This window comes from Mycobacterium sp. 050134 (assembly GCF_036409085.1).
In the GTDB taxonomy this organism is placed as follows: Bacteria; Actinomycetota; Actinomycetes; order Mycobacteriales; family Mycobacteriaceae; genus Mycobacterium.
The window spans coordinates 37,444-49,415 of record NZ_JAZGLV010000015.1 but is presented as its reverse complement, the minus strand read 5'-3'; the positions used below and the strand labels follow the sequence as shown (position 1 = coordinate 49,415).

The window sequence follows — 11,972 nt, the reverse complement described above, 5'->3', positions numbered from 1 at the left end:
AACGTTCGGCAAACCGTTCGACATGAGGGGAGATTAGCCCCCAGCGCACGTTTGCGCAGGGGTCGTTACGGACCCATTCGGATGCCTTTTGTCACTTGTGGGAAACGTCGGAAGCTCTAGGCTTTGAGCGATGCGAACCGCATACCGCAAGCAGATGATCGAGCTGGCCGGGCAACTCGGACAGATGTGTGGGCTGGCCGGTGTGGCGATGCAGCGCGCCACGTGCGCCCTGCTGGAGGCCGACCTCGCGGCCGCCGAGGGTGTGATTCGGGACCACGAGCGGATCGTGGCGATGCGCGCGCACGCCGACAAGGTCGCGTTCGACCTGCTGGCGCTGCAACAGCCGGTGGCAGGGGACCTGCGGGCCATCTTCGGCGGCATCCAAATCATCGCGGACACCGAGCGGATGGGCGCGCTGGCCGTGCACATCGCCAAGATCGCCCGGCGCGAACACCCCAGACACGTTCTGCCGCAAGATGTTCGAGAGTGCTTCGTCGACATGGCCGCGGTCGCCATCGCCATGGGGGAGAGCGCGAAGCGGGTGCTCACCACCCGCGATCCGCAGGAGGCGGCCCGGCTGCACGAACAGGACGACGCGATGGACCGCCTTTACCGGCACCTGTTCGACGTGCTGATGGGCGACGACTGGAACCACGGAATCCCCGCGGCCGTCGAAACCGCGTTGCTGGGCCGGTTTTACGAGCGCTTCGCCGATCATGCGGTGGAAGTCGGGCGGCGCGTCATCTTCGCGGTCACCGGTACGCTACCCGCCGGGGACAAGATCTCCACCTACTAGAGGAAAGCGGGTCGTGCCGAAAATCCAGGGCCGCGTGTGGCGTTCCGGTAAGCCGCAGGATGACTTCGAATTCGACCATGTGGCGGAGTATCTCGACCGCGAGGACACCCTGGCGTGGGTGGATCTCTGCGGTCCCGATCACGACACGCTGTGCGGGCTGGCCGACGAGCTGCGCCTGAACCACTGGGCGGTCGAGGACGCGGCCGCCGCGGCCGAGCGCGTCAAGGCCACCGCCTACTCCACCCACACCTTCTTCACCGTCTACGCCGTCGACGTCGCCGCCGACGGCGTGGACGACAGCCCGCGGATGCTGGCGACGCGCCGGGTGTCGGCGTTCGTGCTGCCCCGCGGCCTGATCACGGTCCGCCTCACGCCCGACTTCGACATGGCGCAGGTCAGCCGCCGGTGGGACGAGATCGGCGCCCAGCAGTACGGGGTCGGTGCGCTAGTGCACGGGCTGCTCGACGTCGTCGTCGACAGCCATTTCGCGGCCGTCGAGGCGCTGGACGACTGCGTGGAGGCGATCGAGGACGAGCTGTTCGACGGCAACTCACCGCGAGGGTCCTTCCAGCGCAGGACATTCCGGATGCGCCGCGACCTGGTCAACCTGCGGCGGGTGGCGTTGCCGATGCGCGAAGTCGTCAACTCGGTTCAGCACCATCGCCTCGAGGTCGCGGCCCCACGGGAACTTGACCCGCTCTACGCGGACCTGTACGACCACGTGCTGCGCGTGTCGGAGTGGACGGAGTCGTTACGCGACATGATCACAACGATTTTCGAGACCAACCTGTCCCTGCAGGACGCACGGCTGAACACCGTCATGAAAAAGCTCACCGGCTGGGCGGCCATCATCGCGGTGCCGACGGCGATCACCGGGTTCTACGGCCAGAACGTCCCGTACCCGGGCTTCGGAACCGCGGCCGGGTTCGCGGCCAGCACCACCGTGATCCTCGTGTTCATGGCCGTGCTGTACGTGATGTTCCGACGGCGTGACTGGCTGTGACCGGGATCGGGGTCGCGGAGCCCACTTTCGACACCAGGCTGGTCGCCGCGGCCGGCCTGGACGAGGTCCTGCGGCGGTTGGACACTTCGGCGGCGGGCCTGTCGAGCGGCGAGGCGGCCGCCCGCCTGGCCCGCCACGGCCCGAACGCGGTGCGCACCCACCACGTCAACGCGCTGGCCGTGCTGGGCCGCCAGCTGCGCAACGCGGTGCTGATCCTGCTCGCCGGCACCGCGGTGGTCTCCTACTTTCTGGGCGACAGCATGCAGGCGATCATCATCTTCGTGATCCTCACGGCCAGCGCCGGTCTGGGGTTCGTCAACGAGTACCGCGCCGAACGCGCCGCCGCCGCCCTACACGCCGGGGTGCGCCACAACGCGCTGGTGCGCCGCGACGGCGCCTACGTCACGCTCGATGTCACCGCGCTGGTGCCCGGCGACGTCATCCGGCTCTCGCTCGGCGAGGCCGTGCCCGCCGACGTCCGGCTGATCGAGGTCACCGGCCTGGAATGCAACGAAAGCATCCTGACCGGCGAATCCACCGGTTCGGAGAAGTCACCGCAACCGGTGCCCCAGGGGACCGAACTCGCCGAGGCGTCGGACCTGGCGTTCATGGGCACCATCGTCAGCGCCGGCGAGGGCGTCGGCGTGGTGTACGCCACCGGCCGCAACGCCGAATTCGGACGCATCGCAGCCGGTCTGGACGAGCGGGCGCCCGAGACCGGCTTCCAGGTCGGGCTGCGCCGATTCTCCTACCTGCTGCTGCAGGTCGCGGTCGCGCTGATGGTGGTGATCCTGCTCAGCAACCTGCTGCTGTCCAAGCCCATCATCGATTCCGTGCTGTTCTCGCTGGCGATCGCGGTCGGCATCACCCCGCAACTGCTGCCCGCCGTCGTCAGCACCAGCCTGGCGACCGGCTCGCGCCAGCTGGCCAAGGCCAAGGTGCTGGTGAAGCGGCTGGTGTGCATCGAGGACCTCGGCGACATCGACATCCTGATCACCGACAAGACCGGCACCCTGACCGAAGGCCGGATCCGGCTGGTCGAGACGATCGACGCGGCCGGGCAGCCCAGCGAATCGGTCCGCCGGCTCGGCCTGCTGGCCACCGACGTGGAGCCGGAATCCGGTGGGGTCAGCGGCAATCCGCTCGACGCCGCGCTCTGGGAGTCGCCGCGGCCGCGCGACCTGATCGGGACGGTGCGGCGGGTGGCGGTGCTGCCGTTCGACCACGAGCGCCGCGCGACGTCGGTGCTGGTCGACGACGACGGCGGCCGGGTGCTCGTCGTCAAGGGCGCCCCCGAGCAGGTGCTGGCCCAGTGCCGGGCCACGGCGCCGGCCGCCCACGACACGCTGGCGAGCCTGTTCGCGGCGGGGCGCCGGGTGGTGGCCGTGGCGACCAGGCCCGCCCCCGGCGCGACCGGCATCACCACGGCCGACGAACGCGACCTCTCGCTGGCCGGGTTCCTGGTGTTCGCCGACGAGCCCAAGGCGGCGGCGCGCGAATCCCTGGCCGATCTGGCGCATCTGGGCATCGAGCTCAAGATCGCCACCGGCGACAACCCACGCGTTGCCGAAAAGGTGTGCGCCGATCTCGGTTTGGCGTCGCGGGGCACCGTCACCGGAGTCGAGCTCGACGGGCTCGACGACGACGAGTTCGCCGACGCCGCACAGTCCCACACGATCTTCGCCCGCATCACCCCCGAGCAGAAGGCGCGGCTCATCACCGAGCTGCGCCGCGTCGGCCGGTCGGTCGGCTTCCTCGGCGACGGCGTCAACGACGCGTTGGCCCTGCACGCCGCCGACGTCGGGATCTCGGTGGACAGCGCCACCGACGTGGCCAAGGACGCCGCCGACGTGGTGCTGCTGGAGAAGGACCTGGGCGTCCTGGCCACCGGGGTGGCCGAGGGCCGGCGGATCTTCGCCAACACCATCAAGTACGTCCTGATGGGGACGTCGAGCAATTTCGGCAACATGTTCAGCGCCGCCGCCGCCTCGGCGCTGCTGCCGTTCTTGCCGATGCTGCCCAGCCAGATCCTGCTCAACAACCTGCTCTACGACAGCTCGCAGCTCGCGATCCCGACCGACCGGGTTGACGAGGAGCAACTGCATGCGCCGTCGCATTGGAACGTCGCCTTCATCCGGCGGTTCATGCTGATCTTCGGTCCGATCAGCTCGCTGTTCGACTTCCTGACCTTCGGGTTGATGCTGGGCGTGCTGCACGCCGGCGCCGTCGAGTTCCGCACCGGCTGGTTCGTGGAATCCCTTGCGACGCAGACGCTGATCATCTTCGCGATCCGCACCCGCAAGGTGCCCTTCTTCCGCAGTCGGCCGAGTTGGCAGCTGGCCGCCACCACGCTGACCGTGGTGGCGGCCGGTGTCGTGATCACGATCTCGCCGCTGGCCCGGCCGCTGGGCTTCCGCCCGCTGCCGTGGCAGTTCTTCGCCGTGCTGGGCGCCTTCGTCCTCAGCTACCTGGTGCTGGTCGAGCTCGCGAAGCTGATGTTCTACGCCGAGCCGATGCACCCGCCCGCGCCGCCGCGGCGCGCCCGCGGAAGCGCCCACCACATCCGGCGGCGCGCCGCCCGGTTTCACTATTTCAATCAGGTCAACGGTGTATTGCCGCGTCAGCGGCCCGTTCGGAAGTAGGGTCCCCCGTCATGAGTGAAGAACGCGCGCTGGTCATCGTCGCGGGATATCAGGACATCGACCCGGCCCGCCGGGACTTCGAAACCCTCACCGAGGGAACGAAACACAGGCGGATTGCGCTGCGGGGCGCCGTGCTGGTCGGGAAGGATCCGGACGGCAACGCGGTCCTGTTGGACACCGGCAACCGCCTGGGCCGGCGCGGTGCCGCATGGGGCGCCGGCGCGGGCCTGGCCGTCGGGTTGTTCTCCCCGGCGCTGCTGGCCTCCGCGGCGGTGGGTGCCGCCGCCGGGGCGCTGGCCGGAACGTTCGCGCAGCACCGGATCACCAGCGGGCTGGGCGACAAGATCGGGCAGGCGCTGGCCGCGGGCAGCGCCGTCGTCATCGCCGTGGTGCCGTCCGAGGGCCGGCTCGCGACCGAGCAGGCGCTGGCCGGCTCACCCATGAAATCCGTTGCGGAGCTGAGCCGTTCGACACTGCGGAGCCTGGGTGCCGCGCTGGAGGAGGCGATGGGCAAGTTCAACCCGGACCGCACCAAATTGCCGCTGCCGCAACGCGGCTTCGGCGGCACGGTGGGTCGCACCATGGGCGAGTCGGTCGGCGACTGGACGATCGTGCCCGGCCCCAAGGCGCCCGATGGCGCGCCGAACGTGCTGATCGTGCTGATCGACGACGCCGGCTTCGGCGGCCCGGACACCTTCGGCGGCGGCATCCACACCCCGGCGTTGAGCCGGGTGGCGCAAAATGGGCTGACCTACAACAGGTTTCACGTTACCGCGGTGTGCTCACCGACCCGCGCCGCGCTGCTGACCGGACGCAACCATCACCGGGTGGGGTTCGGATCGGTGTGCGAGTTCCCGGGCCCGTTCCCCGGCTATTCGACGGTGCGGCCGCGCAGCTGCGCGTCGCTGCCGCGAATCCTGCGCGACAACGGTTACGTCACCGGCGGTTTCGGCAAGTGGCACCTCACCCCGGACAACGTGCAGGGTGCGGCCGGGCCGTTCGACAACTGGCCCGTGGGCTGGGGGTTCGACCACTTCTGGGGTTTCCTGTCCGGCGCCGCGGGTCAGTACGACCCGCTGATCACCCAGGACAACTCCGTCCTCGGAGTCCCGCAGGGCCGCGACGGTAAGCCCTATTACTTCCCCGACGACCTCACCGACAAGGCCGTCGAGTGGCTGCACGCGGTGCGCGCCCAGGACGCGGAGAAGCCGTGGCTGATGTACTACGCGACCGGGGCCACCCACGCGCCGCACCACGTGTTCGCCGAGTGGGCCGACAAGTACCGCGGCCAATTCGATGAGGGCTGGGACGTATACCGCCGCAAGACCTTCGAACGGCAGAAGGAGCTGGGAATCATCCCGCCCGACACCCAACTCACGGAGCGGCCCGAGTTGTTCCCGGCCTGGGACAGCCTCTCGGACAATGAGAAGAAGCTCTACGCCCGGCAGATGGAGGTGTTCGCCGGGTTCTCGGAGAACGCGGACTACAACGTCGGCCGGCTGCTGGACGCCGTGGAGGACCTTGGCGAGCTGGACAACACGCTGGTCTTCTACATCTGGGGCGACAATGGCGCCAGCATGGAGGGCACCATCACCGGCTCGTTCAACGAGATGACGTTCCTCAACGGGCTGCTGCTCGACGCCGACCACCAGCTCGAGCTCATCGAGCAGTACGGCGGCATGGAGTCGCTGGGCAACGAATTCACCGCGCCGCACTTCGCGTCGGCCTGGGCTCACGCCAGCAACACCCCGTTCCAGTGGGGCAAGCAGATGGCCAGCCACCTGGGCGGCACCCGCGATCCGATGGTGATCGCCTGGCCGAGCCGGATTCCCGCGGACGCCGCGATCCGTTCGCAGTTCGCCCACTGCATCGACATCGCCCCAACGGTGTTGGAGGCTATCGGGTTACCGGAGCCCACCCACGTCGACGGGATCGAGCAGGAACCGATGGACGGCACCAGCTTCCTGCACACCTTCGGCGACCAATCGGCCGAAGAGCGCCACACGGTGCAGTACTTCGAGAACTTCGGCAGCCGCGCCATCTATAAGGACGGGTGGTGGGCCTGCGCCCGCCTCGACAAGGCGCCGTGGGACTTGTCGCCGCAGACCCTGCAGCGCTTCGCGCCGGGCAAGTACGACCCGGACGACGACGTGTGGGAGCTGTATTACCTGCCCGACGACTTCTCGCAGGCCACCGACCTGGCGGCGCAGCACCCGGACAAGGTCGCCGAACTCGCCGGGCTGTGGTGGCAGGAGGCCGAACGCAACCGGGTCCTGCCGCTGCTCGGCGGGATCGCGGTGATGTTCGGGGAGCTGCCACCGCTGCCGACCACCACGCGGTTCACCTTCAAGGGCGACGTGCAGAACATCCAGCGCGGCATGGTGCCCCGCATCTTCGGCCGCTCGTACGCGATCGAGGCGCGGCTGCATGTTCCGGACGGCGGCGCCCAGGGCGTGATCGTGGCCAACGGCGACTTTATCGGCGGGTTCGCGCTCTGGGTCGACGAGACGCAGCGGCTGCACCACACGTATTCGTATCTCGGCGTGGACACCTACCGGCAGGTCTCCACCGAGCCGATCCCGGCGGGCGACGTGACGGTGCGGATGCTGTTCGAAACCGAGCGGCCCGTCGCCGGCTCCGGCGGGCGGGTGACGTTGTGGGCCAACGAGACCCAGATCGGCGAGGGAGAGATGGCGCACACGGTGCCGCTGGCGTTCACCTCCTACGCCGGGATGGACGTCAGCCGGGACAACGGCCTGGTGGTCGACCGCGACTACGAGGACAGGGCGCCGTACCCGTTCACCGGGACCGTCAACGAGGTGGTGTTCGACCTGAAGCCGGTTCCCGAGGAGGCCGAGAAGGCGCTGCACGAGCACGCGTCCGTCCAGGCCGTCGGGCACGGCGCGGCCGGGTGAGCGGGTCGCAGGGCCCGCCGGGCCGCTTTTACTGAACCGGGGTGGATGCCGGGCCGGCGAGCCCTTGCCGGATTCCCTCGTTCACCCGGTCGGTGGGGACCGGGCTGTTGGCGGGCGCGACTTCGTGGCAGCCACAGCTGAGCACACCGAAGACGCTCGGATCGGCGCCCGCCGGTCCGGCTAAACCGAGACCCGCCCCCACAACGACAGCGCCGCTAACCAATAGTTTCGTAATCACTCACAGTCTCCGTCGTAGCACTGCGCAAAATTTTACGGACGCGCGTGTTTCACGCAGGGGCTGCGAGCGTTGCGATCTCGTTAAGACGCGTACCGCGGGCAGTACGCGCGGATGCTGGCGCCCACGAAGAAACCCGCGTGGTAGCCATCCAGGTCGCTGTTGCTCTGCACGGTCGAGGCGACCTGGGCGGGCGACTTGCCGTTGTCGAGCTCGTCACACACCTCGTGCGCGGCGACGAGGGCCTTCTCCGACGACCCGAACTTGATGCCCTTGGCCTTGAGGGCGCCGAGGAAGGCGTCGTCGGTGGCGTCGGCGTGGGCGGTCGCCTCCAGCGGTGCGAGCAGGCCGAGCGCCAGCAGCAGGCCGGAGCCCATGCGCAACAGGGAGCCGAACAATCTCCTGCTCGTCATGACAGAACTCCCCTGTGCAGTTATCCCGGTCGCCGACGGGTGAATGCGAACAAGTTGCACTTTACGTCCGCGTGGCGGGCGCGATCGCCAAATTTTGGATCATCGCGAACGAAAGCGCGATGCCCGCTGCGTCACGAGGGGATGTCGGCGTACTGCGGGCAGTACGCGCGTTCGGCGATCGCGACGAAGTACCCGGCGTGGTCGCCGTCGATGCCGCTGCTGTTCATCACGTCGGTGGCGATCTGCTCCTGCGTCTTGCCCATGTCGAGCTGGTGGCAGACGAGGTGACCGGCCGAGACGGCGGCCTGCTTGGACTCGTGCTCGATGCCGTCGTTCCTCAGCGCCGTGATGAAGGCGTCGTCGGTGCCGTCGGCGTGCGCGGACGGGGCCGCCGCGAGCGGGCCGAGCAGTCCCGCCACCGCGAGGGCGCCGGCGCCGAGCATCGACAGGAGTACGGGCTTACGGGTGCGTTTGCTGGTCATAGTGATACCCCGTCGATATTGGAAATTGATCGTTGACTACATCAAGTGTTGCGCCAAAGGTGGCCGGAAGGTTACGGATTGGTGCGGTGTAATCGTCGTCGAGATTGCGAGCAGTCTAACTTTCCTCTACCTTCGGGGCCCGGCGGCGACCCTTCATCTGCGCGTCCTCGTCGATTCACCGCGCGGATCGGTAATTTGACCCCCATGCCGTACGCGCGCTTGCTGTGCCTCGCCGTCATGGCGGCGTGCGTGGCCGGTTGCGGCGTGCGGGACGTGTCCGCCGCCAGCGCCAAGGACGTGCCCGGCACGCTGCGTTCCGGCGGGATGGACCGGACGTACACGCTGCACGTGCCGCCCGGCGACCCCGTCGCCCTGGTGCTGAGCCTGCACGGCGGCGGCGGAACCGGGGTCGGGCAGCGGGGCCTGACCGACTTCGACGCGGTCGCCGACACCCACGGCCTGCTGGTGGCGTATCCCGACGGCTACGAGAAGAGCTGGGCCGACGGCCGGGGGGCGTCGCCGGCCGACCGGCGCCACGTCGACGACGTCGGGTTCCTGACCGCGCTCGCCGGCAAGCTGCGCACCGACTACGGCATCGCGCCGGGGCACGTGTTCGTCACCGGAATGTCCAACGGGGCCTTCATGTCCAACAAGCTGGCCTGCGACCGCGCCGACGTCTTCGCCGCCGCCGCGCCGGTGGCGGGCACGCTCGGCGTCGGGGTGGCCTGCAATCCCGCGCGGCCCGTGTCCGTCCTGGCGGCGCACGGTACCGCCGACCCGCTGGTGCCGTTCAACGGCGGGGAGGTGCGCGGCCGCGGCGGGCTGAGTCACGCCATCTCGGCGAAGAGCATGGTGGACAAGTGGCGCTCGGTCGACGGCTGCCAGGGCCAGCCGTCGGCGCAGGACCTGCCCGGCGTGGGTGACGGCACCGTCGTCCACCGGTTCGCTTCCGCGGGATGCGCGGCGGCCACCGAGGTGGTGTTGTACCAGATCGACGGCGGCGGCCACACCTGGCCGGGCGGCCAGCAATACCTGCCGCGGGCGGTCATCGGGCCCACCACGCGCGCACTCGACGCCTCGGAGGCGATCGCGCAGTTCTTCCTGGCACACGCCAGGGATTAGCCGGGAAATCGCTCGGCATGCCCGCCCGCCGCCGTCTTGTTACCATGCCTCATGGTCGCGAGTAAGCGAGAGTAAGTCGGTACTCCAGTTGAGGCTCAATAGATTTGGCTTCGTCCTGACCGTTCTGTCCGTCGCCGCGTGGCCGTTGTCGGCGTGCGGCGGTGACAAAAACGGCGGCGGGGGGCACGCGACGCCCCTCTCACCCGCAAAGGTGGCGTGCGGCGGGATCCCGGCCCCCAAGGCCAGCGGATCGACGGCACAGGCAAACGCGATGACCAGGTTCGTCAAGGCCTTCGAGCAGGCCTGCCCCGGCCAGTCCCTGAACTACACCCCTAACGGTTCGGGCGCCGGGATCAGCGAGTTCGTGGGCAACCAGACGGATTTCGCCGGCTCCGACTCGCCGCTGAGCAAGGACGAGTACGCCCGCGCGCAGCAGCGGTGCGGTTCGCCGGTGTGGAACCTGCCGGTGGTGTTCGGCCCCATCGCGATCGCCTACCACGTCAGCGGTGTGACGACGCTGGCGCTCGACGGCCCGACCGCGGCGAGAATCTTCAACGGGGGCATCGTTACGTGGAACGACGCGGCGATCCAGGCGCTGAACCCCGGGGTGCCGCTGCCGTCGGAGCCCATCCGGGTGGTGTTCCGCAGCGACGACTCCGGCACGACGGACAACTTCCAGAAATATCTCGACACCGCGTCCAACGGCGCGTGGGGCAAGGGCGCCGGCAAGAGGTTCAACGGCGGAGTCGGGGAGGGCGCCAAGGGCAACGACGGCGCCGCCGCGGCCGCCAAGGGCATTGAGGGGTCGATCACCTACAACGAGTGGTCCTTCGCGCAGGCGCAGCACCTGGACATGGCCAGGATCATCACGTCGGCCGGCCCCGACCCGGTGGGGATCACGACACACTCGGTGGGCAAGACGATCTCGTCGGCCTGGTTCATCCGCGACGGCAACGACCTGGCGCTGGACACCATCTCGTTCTACCGGCCCAACCAGCCGGAGGCGTACCCGATCGTGCTGGCGACCTACGAGATCGTCTGCTCGAAATATCCCGACCCGCAGGTCGGCACCGCCGTCAAGGCGTTTTTGCAGAGCACGATCGGCGCCGGCCAAGACGGGCTGGCGGACAACGGCTACATCCCCATCCCGGAGGAGTTCAAGCCGCGACTGGCCGCCGCGGTGAACGCGATCGGCTGACCGCCGCGATCAGCGGTACCGGGGGCAGAAGGCGGACACGCTGGCGCCCACGAAGAACCCGGCGCGGTAGGCGTCCAGGTTGCTGTTGGTCATCACCTCGGACGCGACGTCGGACTTCTGCCGGCCCAGGTCGAGCTCGTCACACACCTCGTGACCGGCGACGATCGCGGCCTGCGGCGACGCGAAGTTGATGCCCTTGCCCTTCACCGCGGACAGGAACGCGTTGTCGATCGTGTCGGCCCCGGCCGCCGGCGCCGACACGGCCGCGATGCCCGGCAGCGCGACGGCGAGGGCGAGGACGGCCAGTCGGTTCCTGGGCGAGCGCACGTGGCAGGTCGACATCGCTGAAACCTCCCCTAGCAGTCCTGGCGGCACGCCAAGCCGCTGACTCTGCGATCATCGCATGTCCCGCTGGCAGGAGGGGCACCAATAGGTCACCCGCTCGCCGGTCCCGTCGTAATTGACGGGGGTTCCACAGCGGCGGCACGGCTGCCCCGCACGCCCGTAAACCCACAGTTGCCGGCCCGCCCGGGTGTCCCCTGTGGTGCACCGATTCCAGCGGAAACGGTTCAGCCACAACATCTCCCGTGCGCGCGCGACGAGGCGCCGCGGGTCGGCGACGGCGCTCACCGGGGCGGTGGGCGCGAGCCCGCTGACGAAACACAACTCGTTGGAGTAGACATTCCCCACACCGGCCAGCACCCGCTGGTCCAGCAGTGCCTCGGCGAGCGGCCGGTCCGGCCGGGCCAGCAGGTTCACGGCGGCACGGGCGGCGTCCCAGTCCTCACCCAGCAGGTCGGGTCCCAGGTGCGCGACCGCCTCGCCGTCGTGGCCGCGGTCGAGGATCTCCAGCACCCCGAGGTCGACGCCGACGGCGCGGACGGCGCCGGCCTCCAGGACGATCCGCGCGCGGTGATCGACCCGCACCGGCCGGTCGGCGACCCGCCAGCTGCCGTCCATCTTCAGGTGCGAGTGAATGCTGGCCGGGCCGACCCGGATGAAGAGGTGCTTGCCCCGGCTGAGCACCTCGTCGACCACCTCGCCGGTGAGGTCGACGGTCGCGTACCGCGGCACCCGCACGTCGCAGCGGGTCAGCGTGCGCCCGACCAGCCGCTCGCGCAGCACGGCGGCCGTGTGCCAGACGGTGTCACCCTCGGGCATGGCCG

Annotated in this window: 10 protein-coding genes; 6 read left to right on the top strand and 4 right to left on the bottom strand. The window is 69.3% G+C overall.

Annotated elements, in window-relative coordinates; genetic code table 11:
- The first annotated feature begins 130 nt into the window (after positions 1-130).
- From phoU to SKC42_RS18580, 4 genes are read left to right on the top strand one after another with little or no spacing between them, the layout of a single operon-like run.
- On the top strand, positions 131-796 hold the full coding sequence (phoU, locus tag SKC42_RS18595) for a phosphate signaling complex protein PhoU (RefSeq protein WP_330965752.1): 666 nt from the start codon (positions 131-133) through the stop codon (positions 794-796).
- Positions 797-809: 13 nt separating this feature from the next.
- Positions 810-1,799, top strand: a complete 990-nt coding sequence (locus SKC42_RS18590; RefSeq protein ID WP_330965751.1) for a magnesium transporter CorA family protein — start codon at positions 810-812, stop codon at positions 1,797-1,799.
- A complete protein-coding gene (gene mgtA / locus SKC42_RS18585; protein ID WP_442932188.1) occupies positions 1,796-4,441 on the top strand; it encodes a magnesium-translocating P-type ATPase in 2,646 nt (881 codons plus the stop codon). The genes SKC42_RS18590 and mgtA overlap by 4 nt, the downstream gene beginning before the upstream one ends.
- A gap of 11 nt (positions 4,442-4,452) precedes the next feature.
- Positions 4,453-7,356: an arylsulfatase gene (locus SKC42_RS18580; RefSeq protein WP_330965750.1), complete on the top strand. Its 2,904-nt coding sequence runs from the start codon at positions 4,453-4,455 to the stop codon at positions 7,354-7,356.
- 318 nt (positions 7,357-7,674) lie between these two features.
- Here SKC42_RS18580 and SKC42_RS18575 read toward each other — a convergent pair whose 3' ends face one another.
- Both SKC42_RS18575 and SKC42_RS18570 read right to left on the bottom strand, forming a co-directional pair.
- Positions 7,675-8,004: a DUF732 domain-containing protein gene (locus SKC42_RS18575; RefSeq protein WP_330965749.1), complete on the bottom strand. Its 330-nt coding sequence runs from the start codon at positions 8,002-8,004 to the stop codon at positions 7,675-7,677.
- 131 nt (positions 8,005-8,135) lie between these two features.
- Positions 8,136-8,486, bottom strand: a complete 351-nt coding sequence (locus SKC42_RS18570) for a DUF732 domain-containing protein (protein WP_330965748.1) — start codon at positions 8,484-8,486, stop codon at positions 8,136-8,138.
- 204 nt (positions 8,487-8,690) lie between these two features.
- On the opposite strand from SKC42_RS18570, the gene SKC42_RS18565 reads away from it, so the two are divergent.
- Positions 8,691-9,608 (top strand): extracellular catalytic domain type 1 short-chain-length polyhydroxyalkanoate depolymerase, encoded by a 918-nt coding sequence (locus tag SKC42_RS18565; protein WP_330965747.1) that lies wholly within the window; start codon positions 8,691-8,693, stop codon positions 9,606-9,608.
- Between the two features lie 88 nt (positions 9,609-9,696).
- Positions 9,697-10,806 (top strand): phosphate ABC transporter substrate-binding protein PstS, encoded by a 1,110-nt coding sequence (gene pstS, locus SKC42_RS18560; RefSeq protein WP_330965746.1) that lies wholly within the window; start codon positions 9,697-9,699, stop codon positions 10,804-10,806.
- Positions 10,807-10,815: 9 nt separating this feature from the next.
- Here the strand turns inward: pstS and SKC42_RS18555 are convergent, their stop codons facing one another.
- Both SKC42_RS18555 and nei2 read right to left on the bottom strand, forming a co-directional pair.
- The gene (locus SKC42_RS18555; RefSeq protein WP_330965745.1) at positions 10,816-11,148 is read right to left on the bottom strand and encodes a DUF732 domain-containing protein; all 333 of its coding nucleotides are present in this window, start codon (positions 11,146-11,148) and stop codon (positions 10,816-10,818) included.
- Between the two features lie 54 nt (positions 11,149-11,202).
- Positions 11,203-11,967 carry an endonuclease VIII Nei2 gene (nei2, locus tag SKC42_RS18550; protein WP_330965744.1) on the bottom strand — a complete coding sequence of 255 codons (765 nt, stop codon included), beginning with the start codon at positions 11,965-11,967 and terminating at the stop codon, positions 11,203-11,205.
- Between the last annotated feature and the right edge of the window lie 5 nt (positions 11,968-11,972).